Annotated in this window: 14 protein-coding genes; 4 read left to right on the top strand and 10 right to left on the bottom strand. The window is 56.4% G+C overall.

Features of this window, described 5'->3' with window-relative positions:
* Positions 1–40: 40 nt before the first annotated feature.
* From mnmE to rpmH, 5 genes are all read right to left on the bottom strand, one after another.
* The gene (gene mnmE, locus AC3ZVB_RS17970; RefSeq protein ID WP_194690837.1) at positions 41–1,411 is read right to left on the bottom strand and encodes a tRNA uridine-5-carboxymethylaminomethyl(34) synthesis GTPase MnmE; all 1,371 of its coding nucleotides are present in this window, start codon (positions 1,409–1,411) and stop codon (positions 41–43) included.
* A gap of 79 nt (positions 1,412–1,490) precedes the next feature.
* Positions 1,491–3,176: a membrane protein insertase YidC gene (gene yidC / locus AC3ZVB_RS17965; RefSeq protein ID WP_490147302.1), complete on the bottom strand. Its 1,686-nt coding sequence runs from the start codon at positions 3,174–3,176 to the stop codon at positions 1,491–1,493.
* A gap of 2 nt (positions 3,177–3,178) precedes the next feature.
* On the bottom strand, positions 3,179–3,424 hold the full coding sequence (gene yidD / locus AC3ZVB_RS17960) for a membrane protein insertion efficiency factor YidD (RefSeq protein ID WP_052966011.1): 246 nt from the start codon (positions 3,422–3,424) through the stop codon (positions 3,179–3,181).
* Positions 3,417–3,818 (bottom strand): ribonuclease P protein component, encoded by a 402-nt coding sequence (rnpA, locus tag AC3ZVB_RS17955; protein ID WP_202027651.1) that lies wholly within the window; start codon positions 3,816–3,818, stop codon positions 3,417–3,419. The genes yidD and rnpA overlap by 8 nt, the downstream gene beginning before the upstream one ends.
* Positions 3,819–3,834: 16 nt before the next feature.
* Positions 3,835–3,969, bottom strand: coding sequence for a 50S ribosomal protein L34 (gene rpmH / locus AC3ZVB_RS17950; RefSeq protein ID WP_003213577.1), 135 nt, complete (start codon positions 3,967–3,969; stop codon positions 3,835–3,837).
* A 566-nt stretch (positions 3,970–4,535) separates the two neighbouring features.
* Between rpmH and dnaA the strand changes: the two genes are divergently transcribed.
* The 4 genes from dnaA to gyrB are packed head-to-tail and all read left to right on the top strand — an operon-like array spanning position 4,536 to position 10,746.
* On the top strand, positions 4,536–6,056 hold the full coding sequence (gene dnaA / locus AC3ZVB_RS17945; protein WP_194690836.1) for a chromosomal replication initiator protein DnaA: 1,521 nt from the start codon (positions 4,536–4,538) through the stop codon (positions 6,054–6,056).
* A gap of 39 nt (positions 6,057–6,095) precedes the next feature.
* Entirely contained in the window at positions 6,096–7,199 is a 1,104-nt protein-coding gene (dnaN, locus tag AC3ZVB_RS17940) for a DNA polymerase III subunit beta (RefSeq protein WP_017341709.1), read from the top strand.
* 20 nt (positions 7,200–7,219) lie between these two features.
* A complete protein-coding gene (gene recF / locus AC3ZVB_RS17935) occupies positions 7,220–8,323 on the top strand; it encodes a DNA replication/repair protein RecF (RefSeq protein WP_490147301.1) in 1,104 nt (367 codons plus the stop codon).
* Positions 8,324–8,328: 5 nt separating this feature from the next.
* Entirely contained in the window at positions 8,329–10,746 is a 2,418-nt protein-coding gene (gene gyrB / locus AC3ZVB_RS17930) for a DNA topoisomerase (ATP-hydrolyzing) subunit B (RefSeq protein WP_162437603.1), read from the top strand.
* 51 nt (positions 10,747–10,797) lie between these two features.
* Here the strand turns inward: gyrB and AC3ZVB_RS17925 are convergent.
* From AC3ZVB_RS17925 to glyQ, 5 genes are all read right to left on the bottom strand, one after another.
* Positions 10,798–12,020, bottom strand: a protein-coding gene (locus AC3ZVB_RS17925) for an IS3 family transposase (protein ID WP_490147300.1) whose coding sequence is annotated in 2 segments (ribosomal slippage) — positions 10,798–11,669 and positions 11,669–12,020 — 1,224 coding nt in all. Because the reading frame shifts where the segments join, the coding sequence is not laid out codon by codon here.
* Positions 12,021–12,299: 279 nt separating this feature from the next.
* A complete protein-coding gene (locus tag AC3ZVB_RS17920) occupies positions 12,300–13,079 on the bottom strand; it encodes a lysophospholipid acyltransferase family protein (RefSeq protein ID WP_162437602.1) in 780 nt (259 codons plus the stop codon).
* 81 nt (positions 13,080–13,160) lie between these two features.
* Positions 13,161–13,700 carry a D-glycero-beta-D-manno-heptose 1,7-bisphosphate 7-phosphatase gene (gmhB, locus tag AC3ZVB_RS17915; protein ID WP_490147331.1) on the bottom strand — a complete coding sequence of 180 codons (540 nt, stop codon included), beginning with the start codon at positions 13,698–13,700 and terminating at the stop codon, positions 13,161–13,163.
* A 4-nt stretch (positions 13,701–13,704) separates the two neighbouring features.
* Complete coding sequence (gene glyS, locus AC3ZVB_RS17910; RefSeq protein ID WP_162437600.1) at positions 13,705–15,759, bottom strand: glycine--tRNA ligase subunit beta; 2,055 nt, start codon at positions 15,757–15,759, stop codon at positions 13,705–13,707.
* Positions 15,756–16,709 carry a glycine--tRNA ligase subunit alpha gene (glyQ, locus tag AC3ZVB_RS17905; RefSeq protein ID WP_008155694.1) on the bottom strand — a complete coding sequence of 318 codons (954 nt, stop codon included), beginning with the start codon at positions 16,707–16,709 and terminating at the stop codon, positions 15,756–15,758. Before glyQ ends, glyS begins: the two co-directional genes overlap by 4 nt.
* Positions 16,710–16,717: the final 8 nt, after the last annotated feature.

Raw genomic sequence — 16,717 nt, 5'->3', positions numbered from 1 at the left:
TTGAATTCGCCTTCGCTGGCAGGGCCGGTTCCCGTATTGGTTACTTGCCGATACAGAAGCTGGAAAAAATCCGGCCCAGCAAATCATCGGAGCTGAACGCACCAGTGATTTCTCCCAGGGAATGTTGCGCCTGGCGTAGATCTTCCGCCAACAGCTCACCCGCCCCCGCCAGCGTCAACTGTGCGCGACCGTGCTCAAGCGATGCACTCGCATGGCGCAACGCCTCGAGGTGACGCCGGCGAGCGCTGAAGCTGCTTTCCGAGGTCTGCTCATAGCCCATGCAAGCCTTGAGATGATCACGCAGCAGTTCCAGTCCCGCCCCTGCGGACTTGGCACTCAAGCTAATGGTGACGTGGCCATCTTCGCTGACTTCCAGGGCAATAGGCTCACCGGTAAGGTCCGCCTTGTTGCGAATCAAGGTGACCTTGGCGGGATCCGGGCGAACTTCCAGAAATTCCGGCCATAGCGCGAAAGGATCGAGCGCTTCCGGTGCGGTGGCATCTACGACCAGCAACACTCGATCTGCTTCACCAATGGCTTTCAATGCCCGTTCCACACCGATTTTTTCCACATGATCGTCGGTGTCGCGCAAACCTGCAGTATCCACGACATGCAGCGGCATGCCATCGATGTGGATATGTTCACGAAGGATATCCCGGGTGGTCCCGGCAATCTCTGTGACGATGGCAGCTTCGCGACCGGCCAGGGCGTTAAGGAGGCTGGATTTCCCTGCGTTCGGTCGGCCGGCAATCACAACCGTCATCCCGTCCCGAAGCAACGCGCCTTGGCCGGCTTCACGCAGCACTGTGGATAACTCTTCCCGTACTTTATCGAGCATGCTGAGGACATGACCATCGGCCAGGAAATCGATTTCCTCTTCTGGAAAGTCGATTGCCGCCTCCACGTAGATCCTCAAGCCGATCAATTGCTCGGTCAAGTTATGCACACGTTCTGAAAATGCGCCTTGCAAGGAGCGCAGTGCATTCCGGGCAGCCTGTGCAGAACTGGCCTCGATCAAGTCGGCGATCGCTTCGGCCTGGGCCAGGTCGAGCTTGTCGTTGAGGAATGCACGTTCGCTGAATTCACCCGGTCGAGCCAAACGGCAGCCCAGTTCCAGGCAACGCTTGAGCAGCATGTCCAGAACTACGGGACCGCCGTGTCCCTGAAGCTCAAGCACATCTTCACCGGTAAATGAGTTTGGACCCGGGAAATACAGCGCAATCCCTTGGTCCAGTACTTCTTCGTCATTACCCAGAAAGGCACCGTAATGGGCGAATCGAGGTTTAAGTTCACGGCCGCTGAAAGCTTTGGCCGCGACACTGGCCAGCGGTCCCGAAATTCGGACGATGCCCACACCACCGCGACCTTGTGCAGTGGCGACAGCAGCGATGGTTTCACGAGGAACGCTCATAAACCGATATCCAGACAAAAGTGACAGATAGCAAAACGCCCCACTAGGGGGCGTTCTGAGTGGTTATCCACAGTGTAAATCAGGCAGCTGCTTTAGTAGCCGCTTCGACTTTACGCGTGATGTACCACTGTTGGGCGATGGACAGGCAGTTGTTCACTACCCAGTACAGCACCAGACCAGCCGGGAACCACAGGAAGAAGAAGGTGAAGATGATTGGCATCAGCTTCATCACCTTGGCCTGCATCGGATCCGGAGGTGTCGGGTTCAACTGCTGCTGGATGAACATGGTTGCGCCCATGATGATCGGCAGAATGAAGAACGGATCCTTGATCGACAGGTCAGTAATCCACAGCATGAACGGCGCTTGGCGCATTTCAACGCTTTCCAGCAGAACCCAGTACAGCGAGAGGAAAACCGGCATCTGCACGAGGATTGGCAAGCAACCACCCAGCGGATTGATCTTCTCTTTCTTGTACAGCTCCATCATGGCTTGCGACATTTTCTGCCGGTCGTCGCCATGTTGCTCTTTCAGCGCGGCCAGTTTAGGTGCCACTGCGCGCATACGGGCCATGGATTTGTAGCTGGCAGCCGACAACGGGAAGAAAATCCCTTTGATCAGCATGGTCAGGAAAATGATCGACCAGCCCCAGTTGCCTACCAGCGCGTGGATGTGTTGCAGCAACCAGAAAATAGGTTGGGCAATGAACCACAGGATGCCGTAGTCGACAGTCAGTTCCAGACCTGGGGACAACTCTTTCAGTACAGCCTGGCTTTTCGGACCGGCATACAGAACGGCACTGGTTTCAGCCTTGGCACCTGGCGCGACGGTAATCGACGGACCGGTGTAGCCAATGATGTAGTTGCCTTTACTGTCTTTACGGGTCTGGACGATATTGTTTTCGCCCTTGGCCGGAATCCATGCAGTCACGAAGTAGTGCTGCAACCAGGCAACCCAACCACCGCTGACGGTTTCTTTCAGCTGAGCCTTGTCCATGTCCTTCATGGACACTTTCTTGTACGGCTCGTTACTTGTCCATAGGGCTGCCCCCAGGTAAGTCGCAGTACCGGTGGCCGTTGTGGAAGACGGATCCGCGCTCGCGTCACGTTTCAGCTGAGCGAACATCGCGCCAGACCAAGGCTGAGCGCTTTCGTTATCGATCAGGTAGGAAACGGTTACGTCGTACAGGCCACGTTTCACAGTGAAACGCTTGATGTAGTTGACGCCGTCCTTGCTGAACTTCAGGTCCACGACCAATTGGTCCTGTCCGTCAGCCAGTTGGTAAACCTTCTTCTCCGAGGCGTAAACCGGACGACCGGCAGGACTTGCGTCCGGGCCGTTGGTGCCGATCAAACCGCTTTGAGCCAGATAAGTACGTTCGTTGCCGTTATCGAACAACTGGAACGGAATTTCCGGATGATCCTGGCGACGTGGATACAGCGGCAGAGTCAGCTGGGCAACATCACCACCTTGTGGATCGATTGCCAGATCAAGTACGTCCGTTTTGATACGGATCAGATCTTTGCTAACAGCTACTGGCGTTTCCGCAGGTGCCGTTGCACTGGCATCGCTTGTGGCGCGTGGAATGTCGTCACTGACAGAAGCATTATTGCCAGTCGCCGTATCCGGTAGGCCCGGTGCGGTAGTACTGGAAGCAACATTCTGAGTCGGCAGGGCAGTTTGACCGTAGTCCTGGTTCCATTTAAGGACCATAACGTAGGCCACGATTGCCAGGGCGACGATCAGGATCGTGCGTTTGATATCCATGATTACTCGGCCATCGAAGAAGAACGGGAGGTAGGGATAGATGGAACCGGGTCATAACCACCGGGATTCCACGGATGACAGCGACCTAAACGACGAAAGGTCAGCCAGCCACCGCGCAGAAGGCCATGATTTTCTATGGCTTCATACGCGTAGCAGGAACAACTGGGGTAGAAACGACAGTGACTGGCCATCAGAGGACTAATGGCATAGCGATAAAACTGGATCGGAACGAGTGCCAGTTTACGCATCGGTACTGTCTACCCCTACAGTTTCGGTTTTGACTGCTGGTACCGGCGTGCTGCGTGCCAGACGCTTCCAGAGTTTGCCGAAATGCTGAATCAATTCGGGGTTTTCTACGTCACCCAAACCTTTGCGCGCGACGATAACTATGTCCCAGCCGACCAGAGAATCCTGGTGCAGACGGAACGATTCGCGCATCAGACGTTTGAGGCGATTGCGCTCGACGGAGAGCTTTACGCTCTTTTTCCCGATAACCAGCCCGAGACGGGGGTGATCAAGATCGTTGTTGCGCGCAAGGAGCAGGAGATTTTTCCCCGGAACCTTGCCGGTAGGGGAGTCAAAGACTGCCTTGAAATGCCGGGGGGTAAGCAGACGCTTTTCCCGACTGAAGTCCTGACTCACCTCCAGTGCCGGCTTATCAAACTGCCAGACGCGCACGACCTTTGGCGCGACGACGCGACAGAACGGCGCGACCGTTTTTGGTAGCCATACGAGCACGGAAACCGTGAGTACGAGCGCGTTTGATAGTGCTTGGTTGGAAAGTACGTTTCATTGTCGTGTTACCTGGTTCGTCCACAACGGGCCGGAATGGCCCCCGTTTTAAGAGACCGGGGATTCTAGAGAAAGCAAGCCTCTAGGTCAATTTCCAACCAGCGTTTCCTTATAAATAGATCTCTGGGCGTTTTGCTGATCACCAGGCCTCGGTAGATATAGAAATAAAGAAGGAAAGTATTTAAAGCTTTTTTGTAAAGCTTATAAAAGCTAGGGGAGCGGTTCTCTGTGGATAACTGACACCAGCCCTTTAAACTCCTGATGTACAGAGAATGACAACTACCGTGGTAAACGGTGGTAACCCTGTGCTGCACTGTCGGATAAGCTGTGTGTGAAAGGCGGTGTTATCCACAGGCAGGTTATCCACCGAGTTTCCCCCCTACTTGTACAACGACCTTAGGGTCGGTTATCCACAGAGCTTATGCACAGACCGTTGGTCGCCTTTTTCCCGCATAAAGCGTTGATTCCCCTTGGAAGCTGAGCAACCTACGTGTGGATAAGTCAGCGTCTGGCCGCTACAATGGCCGCTTGTTTTTGCCTCACCGGCTTTCAACTTAGGGGATATCCGTGTCAGTGGAACTTTGGCAGCAGTGCGTGGAGCTTTTGCGCGATGAGCTGCCTGCCCAACAATTCAACACTTGGATCCGTCCACTACAGGTCGAAGCCGAAGGCGACGAGTTGCGCGTGTACGCACCGAATCGTTTTGTTCTCGACTGGGTCAACGAAAAGTATTTGAGCCGCGTCCTTGAGCTGCTTGATGAGCATGGCAATGGCATGGCGCCGGCGCTGTCCTTATTAATAGGCAGCAAACGCAGTTCGGCACCTCGTGCAGCGCCAAATGCTCCGCTCGCCGCAGCGGCCTCTCAGGCCCAGGCCACGCAAGCGCCTGTCAGTGCACCAACGCAGGCTCCTGCATCCTTGCCGACCAAGCGTTCGACTCAAAGAATGGCTGATGTCAGTGAAGAGCCGTCTCGTGACAGCTTTGACCCGATGGCGGGTGCGAGCTCGCAACAGGCACCGGTTCGCGCCGAGCAGCGCACCGTGCAAGTCGAAGGTGCGCTCAAGCACACCAGTTACCTGAACCGTACGTTCACGTTCGAAAACTTCGTCGAAGGCAAGTCCAACCAACTGGCCCGGGCTGCGGCCTGGCAAGTGGCTGATAACCCAAAGCACGGATACAACCCGCTCTTTCTTTATGGCGGCGTCGGCTTGGGTAAAACCCACTTGATGCACGCTGTGGGTAACCACCTATTAAAGAAGAATCCGAATGCGAAGGTCGTTTACCTGCATTCCGAGCGTTTTGTAGCGGACATGGTCAAGGCCTTGCAGCTGAACGCGATCAACGAGTTCAAGCGCTTTTACCGTTCGGTAGATGCGTTGCTGATCGATGACATTCAGTTCTTCGCCCGCAAGGAACGCTCGCAGGAAGAGTTTTTTCACACCTTTAACGCGTTGCTTGAAGGTGGTCAGCAGGTCATTCTCACCAGTGACCGCTATCCGAAAGAAATCGAAGGCCTCGAAGAGCGCCTGAAATCCCGCTTCGGCTGGGGCCTGACGGTTGCCGTCGAGCCGCCGGAGCTGGAAACCCGTGTCGCGATCCTGATGAAAAAGGCCGACCAGGCCAAAGTCGATCTGCCACACGATGCGGCGTTCTTCATCGCCCAACGCATTCGTTCCAACGTCCGCGAACTGGAAGGCGCGCTCAAGCGCGTGATTGCCCACTCGCACTTTATGGGCCGCGATATCACCATTGAGCTGATTCGCGAATCCCTGAAGGACCTCTTGGCTCTCCAGGATAAATTGGTCTCTGTGGATAACATTCAGCGCACTGTCGCCGAGTACTACAAGATCAAGATCTCCGACTTGCTGTCCAAACGTCGTTCACGTTCGGTTGCCCGTCCGCGTCAGGTTGCCATGGCATTGTCCAAGGAACTGACCAACCACAGTCTGCCGGAAATCGGTGACGTGTTTGGAGGCCGCGACCACACGACTGTTTTGCACGCTTGCCGCAAGATCAACGAACTTAAGGAATCCGACGCGGACATCCGCGAGGACTACAAGAACCTGCTGCGTACACTGACCACTTGATGAACACCAGCGCAGCTTATTAAGGCAAGGGACTAGACCATGCATTTCACCATTCAACGCGAAGCCCTGTTGAAACCCCTGCAACTGGTCGCAGGCGTCGTCGAACGTCGACAGACCTTGCCGGTGCTCTCCAACGTGCTGCTGGTTGTCGAAGGCCAGCAACTGTCGCTGACCGGTACCGACCTGGAAGTCGAGCTGGTCGGTCGTGTACAACTCGAAGAGCCTGCTGACCCGGGTTCCATCACTGTGCCGGCACGCAAGCTCATGGACATCTGCAAGAGCCTGCCCAACGACGCGCTGATCGACATCAAGGTCGACGAGCAGAAGCTTGTAGTCAAAGCCGGACGTAGCCGATTCACGCTGTCGACGTTGCCGGCCAATGACTTCCCGACGGTGGAAGAAGGTCCTGGCTCGCTGACCTGCAGCCTCGAGCAAAGCAAACTGCGTCGTCTGATCGAGCGCACCAGTTTTGCCATGGCCCAGCAAGACGTACGTTACTACTTGAACGGCATGCTGCTGGAAGTCTCGGCCGGTATCATCCGCGCTGTCGCTACGGACGGTCACCGCCTGGCGATGTGCTCGATGCAGGCCGATATCGGTCAGCCGGATCGCCACCAGGTCATCGTGCCACGCAAGGGTATCCTTGAGTTGGCGCGTTTGCTGACCGAGCCGGACGGCATTGTCAGTATCGTCTTGGGTCAACACCACATCCGTGCTACCACGGGTGAATTCACCTTCACCTCGAAGCTCGTCGATGGCAAGTTCCCTGACTACGAGCGCGTGCTGCCTAAAGGCGGCGACAAGCTGGTTCTAGGCGATCGTCAGGCGCTGCGCGAAGCGTTCAGCCGTACCGCGATTCTGTCCAACGAGAAGTACCGTGGTATCCGTCTGCAACTGGCCAATGGTCAGCTGAAAATCCAGGCGAACAACCCGGAACAGGAAGAGGCGGAAGAAGAAGTCGGCGTTGAATACAACGGCGGCAATCTGGAAATCGGCTTCAACGTTAGTTACTTGCTGGACGTGCTGGGCGTAATGACGACCGAGCAAGTTCGTTTGATTCTGTCCGACTCTAACAGCAGTGCGCTGGTGCAAGAGTCCGACAACGATGATTCGGCTTACGTTGTCATGCCGATGCGTCTGTAATCATGCTCAGCATAAGCTAGATGTCTCTAAGTCGCGTCTCGGTCACCGCGGTGCGCAATCTGCACCCGGTGACCTTCTCCCCCTCCCCCCGAATCAACATTCTTTACGGCGCTAACGGCAGCGGCAAAACCAGTGTTCTGGAAGCCATTCATCTGCTGGGGCTCGCCCGGTCGTTTCGCAGCAGCCGGCTCTTACCCGTCATTCAGTATGAACAGCTGGCCTGTACGGTGTTTGGCCAGGTTGAGCTGGCCGAGGGCGGGAGCAGTGCCTTGGGGATATCTCGGGACCGCTCCGGCGAGTTCCAGATTCGCATCGACGGACAGAATGCCCGCAGCGCGGCGCAGTTGGCGGAGATCCTGCCACTTCAATTGATTAACCCCGACAGCTTCCGTTTGCTTGAAGGCGCACCGAAGATTCGCCGACAGTTTCTCGACTGGGGAGTGTTCCACGTGGAACCCCGCTTCATGTCGACCTGGCAACGGTTGCAGAAGGCCCTGCGCCAGAGAAACTCTTGGCTGCGGCATGGTACACTTGACGCCGTTTCGCAAGCGGTTTGGGACAGGGAACTGTGTCAGGCCAGCGCTGAAATTGATGAATACCGCCGCGCCTATATCAAAGCCTTGAAACCAGTCTTTGAGAAGACCTTGAGCGAATTGGTAGAGCTTGAGGGATTAACGCTCAGCTATTACCGCGGTTGGGATAAAGATCGCGAGTTGAGTGCAGTGCTCGCCGGCTCCCTTCAGCGGGATCAGCAAATGGGTCACACCCAGGCAGGACCACAACGCGCTGATTTGCGTCTTAGGTTAGGTGCGCATAACGCCGCGGATATCTTGTCCCGGGGTCAGCAGAAGCTGGTGGTTTGTGCCTTGCGGATCGCTCAAGGGCATCTGGTCAGCCAAGCCCGACGCGGCCAGTGTATTTATCTGGTGGATGACTTGCCGTCCGAACTGGACGAGCAACATCGCCGCGCGCTTTGCCGCTTGCTGGAAGACTTACGCTGCCAGGTATTTATCACCTGTGTAGATCACGAATTATTGAGGGAAGGCTGGCAGACGGAAACGCCAGTCGCTTTGTTCCACGTGGAACAGGGCCGTATCACCCAGACCCACGACCATCGGGAGTGAAGGCATTGAGCGAAGAAAATACGTACGACTCAACGAGCATTAAAGTGCTGAAAGGCCTGGATGCCGTACGCAAACGTCCCGGTATGTACATTGGTGACACCGACGACGGTAGCGGCCTGCACCACATGGTGTTCGAGGTGGTCGACAACTCGATCGACGAAGCTCTCGCCGGCCACTGCGACGACATCAGCATCATCATCCACCCGGATGAGTCCATCACCGTTCGCGACAACGGCCGTGGCATCCCGGTAGACGTGCACAAAGAAGAAGGCGTTTCTGCAGCCGAGGTCATCATGACCGTGCTGCACGCTGGCGGTAAGTTTGACGACAACTCCTACAAAGTATCCGGTGGTCTTCACGGTGTAGGTGTGTCGGTGGTTAACGCCCTGTCCGAAGAGCTTATTCTCACGGTGCGACGCAGCGGCAAGATCTGGGAACAGACGTATGTCCACGGTGTTCCTCAAGAGCCGATGAGAATCGTTGGCGAGAGCGAAACAACCGGTACACAGATCCACTTCAAACCGTCGGACCAGACGTTCAAAAACATCCACTTCAGCTGGGACATCCTGGCCAAGCGGATTCGTGAACTGTCCTTCCTCAACTCCGGTGTCGGCATCGTCCTCAAAGACGAACGCAGCGGGAAGGAAGAGCTGTTCAAGTATGAAGGTGGCCTGCGTGCATTCGTTGAATACCTGAACACCAACAAGACTCCGGTCAACCAGGTGTTCCACTTCAACATCCAGCGTGAAGACGGCATCGGCGTAGAAATCGCCCTGCAGTGGAACGACAGCTTCAACGAGAACCTGTTGTGCTTCACCAACAACATTCCACAGCGCGATGGCGGTACTCACCTGGTGGGTTTCCGTTCCGCACTGACGCGTAACCTGAACACTTACATCGAAGCTGAAGGCCTGGCGAAGAAGCACAAGGTTGCCACCACCGGTGACGACGCTCGTGAAGGCCTGACTGCGATCATTTCGGTAAAGGTTCCGGATCCGAAGTTCAGCTCCCAGACCAAAGACAAGCTGGTTTCTTCCGAAGTGAAGACCGCGGTCGAACAGGAAATGGGCAAATACTTCTCCGACTTCCTGCTGGAAAACCCGAACGAAGCCAAACTGGTCGTCGGCAAGATGATCGATGCGGCACGGGCTCGTGAGGCGGCGCGTAAAGCCCGTGAGATGACCCGTCGTAAAGGTGCGCTGGACATCGCCGGCCTGCCGGGCAAACTGGCTGACTGCCAGGAAAAAGACCCTGCCCTCTCCGAACTGTACCTCGTGGAAGGTGACTCTGCTGGCGGCTCCGCCAAGCAGGGACGTAACCGTAGGACCCAGGCCATCCTGCCGTTGAAGGGCAAGATCCTGAACGTCGAGAAGGCGCGCTTTGACAAGATGATCTCTTCGCAAGAAGTGGGCACCTTGATCACCGCTCTGGGCTGCGGGATCGGCCGCGACGAATACAACATTGCGAAGCTGCGTTATCACAACATCATCATCATGACCGATGCTGACGTCGACGGTTCGCACATCCGTACCCTGCTCCTGACTTTCTTCTTCCGTCAGTTGCCGGAGCTGATTGAGCGCGGTTATATCTACATCGCTCAGCCACCGCTGTACAAGGTCAAGAAAGGCAAGCAAGAGCAATACATCAAAGACGACGACGCCATGGAAGAGTACATGACGCAGTCGGCCCTGGAAGACGCGAGCCTGCACCTGAACGAAGAAGCCCCGGGTATCTCCGGACCAGCGCTGGAGCGCTTGGTGAATGACTTCCGTCTGGTGATGAAGACCCTCAAGCGTTTGTCTCGCCTGTACCCACAGGAGCTGACCGAGCACTTCATCTACCTGCCTGCGGTGAGCATGGAGCAGTTGTCCGATCACGCAGCGATGCAAGACTGGCTGACCAAGTACGAAGTTCGTCTGCGCACTGTCGAGAAATCCGGCCTGGTTTACAAAGCCAGCCTGCGTGAAGATCGTGAACGTAACGTCTGGCTGCCAGAGGTCGAACTGATCTCCCACGGCTTGTCGAACTACGTCACTTTCAACCGTGACTTCTTCGGCAGCAACGATTACAAGACCGTTGTTTCCCTGGGTGCTCAATTGAGCACCTTGCTGGACGAAGGCGCGTATATCCAGCGTGGCGAACGCAAGAAGCCCGTCACCGAGTTCAAGGAAGCGCTTGAATGGCTGATGGCTGAAAGCACCAAGCGTCACACCATCCAGCGCTATAAAGGTCTGGGTGAGATGAACCCGGATCAGCTGTGGGAAACCACCATGGACCCAGCGCAGCGCCGGATGCTCAAAGTGACCATCGAAGACGCCATTGGCGCGGACCAGATCTTCAACACCCTGATGGGTGATGCGGTCGAGCCTCGTCGTGACTTCATTGAAAGCAACGCCTTGGCGGTTTCGAACCTGGATTTCTGATTCAGCTTTCCCCCTGTCTAGTCCTGAAATAGGTTTACACCTGTTTCACCCTCAAAACGCCCGATGCACCGCATCGGGCGTTTTGCATTTCAACGATAGGTGCGGACGTTTGCTGTTGTAGATGCTTATCGACTCGTCGACCATTCGAATCGCCTCGGCAAGATCTCTAGGTCGGTGAAGCAGAAACTCTGTCTTCAAGATCCCGTTTACACGCTCCGCCAAAGCGTTCTGATAACAGTCGTACCCGTCGGTCATGGAGCACCTGACGCCATGTTTGGCATGCAACTTCTGGTAAAGATCAGAGCAGTATTGCGAGCCGCGATCTGAGTGATGCACCAGCGCCTGATCCGTTCTTCTGTTCCTTAGAGCCTTGTTCATTGCCTGTATGACCGATTCGGTGTGCAGGGTTTCATGCACGTGATGGCCGACGATTTTGCGAGAGTAGGCATCGGTCACCAAGCTCACATAGGCAACGCTTTGTTGGGTAGGCAAATAGGTGATGTCCGCCACCCAGACCTGCTCGGGGCCCGTAGCAGTCACTTGATCAGGGCCAGGTTTTAACCGATTCGGATGTCGGCGGAAGCGATGATGGCTGTCAGTGGTCTTGTGATAGGCGCGCTTGCGAGGAACCAGTTGCCGATTGTCTCGCAAGATAGCGAATAGCCGATCTCGACCTACCGTTTGCGTCAGCTCAGGCTCCGCCTGCATAAGGCCATGCAGCTTACGAGTGCCCAACCGGGGCATCTGAAGACGTGTTTCCAGGACAAAACCCAGCACTTTCTGAGCATGACTGGCTTGCGCGTCATAAGCCCGGTTTCGTTTGTAGTACGCCTGCCGGGATATACCCAGAAACTGGCAAGCCCTCTGAATACTCAGGCCTTGGACTTGCCCTTGGGTGAGGACTTGCCGGATCGCTTTTTTACGATAGAAACCCCGTAATCGTTCTTCAACACGTCAACCACCGCTTCGAAGAATTGGGCTTTCTGATTGGCAAGGGCTAGCTCTTCCTCCAGCTCCTTGATTCGCTGCTCAGGCGTCAGAGGCAAACTTTGTTCGTCCATCGGTCGGCTCCTCTGGGTACTAATAGAGGCGCCTTGGCTCCAGTCCTGCCGCCCATGCTTGCGTAACCACACCAGCACAGTCGACCGCCCCTGAATCCCATAGCGCCGTTGAGCCTCTTTATAACTCAACTCGCCTTTTTCGACCTGATCGACGACTGCCAATTTAAAGCCCAGCGTGTAATCACGTTGGCTGCGCCTTTTTCCCGTATCCATTGGTTCCTCCTGAAGATAAGTCAGAAGGTGTAAACCTTATTCAGGACGAGACACCCGCTAAATAAAAAGGCCAACGCACAAGCGTTGGCCTTTTTGTTTGTCGCTTGATTTTTACCTATAAAAAAACCGGCTATATCAGCCGGTTTTTTTACGCCCTAAAAAAACTTATGCACCATTTCGGTAATTTTATGAGTTTAAGAAATATGTATATAAATCATTAACCTACAAACGAATTACGTCGATTTTCAATCAAACGGTACACAGGTTATCCACAGAATCTCAGACAGCCATTTGATCGCTCTCGACCGGTGCCTGCGGCGCAGGTGGAATCGAGCCCATCTCGCGCTGCATTTGCTCGTTCCAGGCTTGAACCCGATCGTTCAGTGCGGCGATGGCTCGCGGTCCGCTGCCTTCGGCATACATCGGTTCACCGATGATTACGGTAATCACGCCCTGCTTCTTGGCCCAACCGGTTTTTGGCCAGAACTTGCCGGCATTGTGTGCAATCGGCAGCACTGGAAGCGCAGCATTAACAGCTAGCGCGGTGCCCCCGCGGGAGAATTTGCCAACGGTGCCGTAAGGTACCCGCGTTCCTTCCGGGAAGATCAGTACCCAAACACCATCCTTGAGCAACTCGTCGCCCTTCTTGGCTACGTGCTTGAGCGCTGCTTTCGGGTTGTCGCGATCAATCGCGATCGGACGCAACATGGCCATGGCCCAGCCGAAAAACGGCACAAACAGCAACGAGCGCTTGAGGACCTGACTTAATGGCTGGAAATAGGCCGAGAGAAAAAACGTCTCCCAGGTGCTCTGGTGATTCGACTGAATGACGCAGGGTTGGTCAGGCACATTTTCTGCGCCCTTCACTTCGTAACTGATCCCCAGGAAAACCTTGCTCAGCCATAAGGCGCAGCGGCACCAGTAGACATTGATGAAGCGATAGCGCGCCTTGAACGGCAGGAAAGGAGCGATAAAAAAGCTCAGGCTGCACCAAAGCAGAGAGCTGGTGCCCAGCAACAGGTAAAAGAGGAAAGTTCTGATGGCCTGCAGTATCGACATGGCGACATTTACCGTGCGGGCTTTGCCCGTCTTTATAAAGCGCACTCCCGATCAATCCTTGGTCAGAATATCGAAAACGCTCTAATTGTGGATAAGTTCTGCGGCAATCGCCGCCAGATCGTCAAAAATCAAGGTGCCCACCGGCAAGGTCTTGCCCAGCGTTTTTTCGCCCTTCCCGGTCTTAACCAACACAGGCTGAGAATCGACGGCTTTGGCGGCTTCCAGGTCACCAAGACTATCGCCGACGAACCACAGATTGGTCAGCGATACGTTGTAATGAGCGGCGATGTTTTTCAACATCCCGGGTTTTGGCTTACGGCAATCGCAGCCATCGTCCGGCCCATGCGGGCAATAGACAATCAGCCCGACTTCCCCACCCTGCTCCGCCACGAGCGAGCGCAGGCGCTCATGCATGGCGTCCAGGGTGGCGATGTCGTAGTAACCGCGAGCGATGCCCGACTGGTTGGTAGCAACCGCTACCGTCCAGCCGGCCTTGCTCAGCTGCGCAATGGCTTCGATCGAGCCGGGCAGTGGAATCCACTCCTCCACCGACTTGATGTAAGCGTCGGAGTCGTAATTGATCACCCCGTCCCGATCGAGAATCAGCAGTTTCAACAGCAGCCCCTCAGCCCAGCAGCGAAATGTCGGCGACGCCGAGGAACAGACCACGCAGACGCGCCAGCAACGCATAACGGTTGGCGCGCACGTTGGCGTCTTCCGCGTTGACCATCACGGCTTCGAAGAACGCGTCCACCGGCTCGCGCAAGGCAGCCAGGCGCGCCAGGGATTCGCTGTACTGACGCGCAGCAGCCATCGGCTGGACAGCCTGGTCAGCCTGTTGAATCGCCGAGTACAGGGAGAACTCGTTGGCGTTGTCGAAATATTTGGCTTCAACAACCGTCGGCACCGAGCCTTCGACCTTGCTCAACAAGTTCGACACGCGCTTGTTCACCGCTGCCAGAGCAGCCGCTTCCGGCAATTGACGGAAGGCTTGTACGGCTTGAACACGCTGATCGAAGTCCAGCGCAGAACCCGGCTTCAAAGCACGCACCGACAGGTACGTCGCCACATCGACACCTTCGTCTTCGTAACGGGCACGCAGACGGTCGAAGATGAATTCCAGTACCGAGTCGTTCAAGCCGGCAACCTTGACCTTGGTGCCGAAGGCATTCACAGCGAATGCCACTGCGTCGTTCAGGTCGAGGTCGAGCTTCTTGTCGATCAGGATGCGCAACACGCCAAGGGCAGCACGGCGCAGGGCGTACGGGTCTTTGCTACCGGTAGGCAGCATGCCGATGCCGAAGATGCCGACCAGGGTGTCGAGCTTGTCAGCGATGGCCACGGCCGCACCGGTCAGGGTGGTTGGCAACTCGGCGCCAGCACCGCGTGGCATGTACTGCTCGTTCAGTGCCAGAGCGACTTCTTCCGGCTCGCCATCGTTGAGGGCGTAGTAGTAACCGGCGACGCCTTGCATCTCCGGGAACTCGCCGACCATCTCGGTTGCCAGGTCGCACTTGGACAGCAGGCCAGCACGGGAAGCCCATGCAGCGTTGCCGCCGATGCGCTGAGCGATGAAGGCGGCGAGTTTGGAAACGCGCTCGGCCTTCTCGTAGACACTGCCCAGTTTTTCCTGGAACACCACGTTTTGCAGGCGCAGGTTGAAGTCTTCGAGTTTCTGCTTCTTGTCTTGCTTGAAGAAGAACTCGGCGTCGGTCAGACGTGGACGAACCACTTTCTCGTTACCGGCGATGATCTGCTGCGGGTCTTTGCTTTCGATGTTGGCCACGGTAATGAAACGCGGCAGCAACTTGCCGTCGGCGTCCAGCAGGCAGAAGTACTTCTGGTTGTCCTGCATGGTCGTGATCAGCGCTTCTTGCGGCACGTCGAGGAAGCGCTCTTCGAACGAGCACACCAGCGGCACAGGCCATTCAACCAGCGCGGTGACTTCGTCGAGCAGCGCAGGTGGAACGATCGCCGTACCTTCCTGCAGCGTAGCCAGTTCTTCGGTACGTTTGCTGATCAGCGCGCGACGCTCATTGGCATCGGCCAGCACGTAAGCAGCACGCAGATCGTTCAGGTAATTGGCCGGCGAAGTGATGCGCACGTTTTCCGGGTGATGGAAACGGTGACCGCGAGAATCGCGGCCAGACTTCTGGGCGAGGATCGTGCAATCGATAACCTGGTCACCGAGCAGCATCACCAGCCACTGGGTCGGACGTACGAATTCTTCCTTGCGAGCGCCCCAGCGCATGCGCTTTGGAATCGGCAGGTCGTTCAGCGAATCTTCAACGATGGTTGCCAGCAAGCTGGCGGTCGGTTTGCCGGCGATGCTTTGGCTGTAACGCAGTTTCGGGCCGCTCTGATCGATTTCGCTCAGATCGACGCCGCACTTCTTGGCGAAGCCCAAGGCTGCTTGAGTCGGGTTGCCTTCGGCATCGAAGGCCGCCTGACGTGGCGGGCCGTCGAGGTTGATGCTGCGATCCGGCTGCTGGGTGGCCAGCGAGGTGATCAGCACAGCCAGTCGGCGCGGTGCGGCGTAGACGGTTTTGGTCTCGTAGTTCAGGCCAGCCGCTTGCAGGCCCTTGTCGATACCGGCCAGGAACGCATCAGCCAGCGTGTTCAGGGCTTTGGGTGGCAGTTCTTCAGTGCCCAGTTCAACCAGAAAATCCAGAGCACTCATTGTGCAGCCTCCAGCTTAGCCAACACTTCATCACGCAGATCCGGGGTCGCCATCGGGAAGCCCAGCTTGGCGCGAGCCAGCAGGTAGGCTTGCGCAACGGAACGCGCCAGGGTGCGCACGCGCAGAATGTATTGCTGACGCGCGGTCACCGAGATTGCCCGGCGCGCATCCAGCAGGTTGAAGGTATGGGAGGCCTTCAACACCATTTCGTAGCTCGGCAACGGCAACGGCTGGTCGAGTTCGATCAGGCGCTTGGCTTCGCTCTCGTAGAAGTCGAACAACTCGAACAGCTTCTCGACGTTGGCGTGTTCGAAGTTGTAGGTCGACTGCTCGACTTCGTTCTGGTGGAACACGTCGCCGTAGGTCACTTTGCCCATCGGGCCGTCAGCCCAGACCAGGTCGTAGACCGAGTCCACGCCTTGCAGGTACATGGCCAGACGCTCGAGACCGTAGGTGATCTCGCCGGTCACCGGGTAGCACTCGATGCCGCCCGCTTGCTGGAAGTAGGTGAACTGCGTCACTTCCATGCCGTTGAGCCAGACTTCCCAGCCCAGACCCCAAGCGCCCAGGGTCGGCGACTCCCAGTTGTCTTCGACGAAACGAATGTCGTGGACCAGCGGGTCCAGACCGACGTGCTTGAGGGAGCCCAGGTACAGTTCCTGGAAGTTGTCCGGGTTCGGCTTCAGGACTACCTGGAACTGGTAGTAGTGCTGCAGACGGTTCGGGTTTTCGCCGTAGCGGCCGTCAGTCGGGCGACGACTGGGCTGCACATAAGCGGCGTTCCAGGTTTCCGGGCCGATGGCACGCAGAAACGTGGCTGTGTGGAAAGTGCCGGCGCCTACTTCCATATCGTAGGGCTGAAGTACCACGCAACCTTGCTCGGCCCAGTATTGCTGGAGGGCGAGGATCAAGTCTTGGAAGGTACGCACGGCTGGCGTAGGCTGGCTCACGAAATTCA

Source organism: Pseudomonas sp. MDV22-iso1, from assembly GCF_058145095.1.
This window is presented reverse-complemented; position numbering and strand designations above follow the sequence as displayed.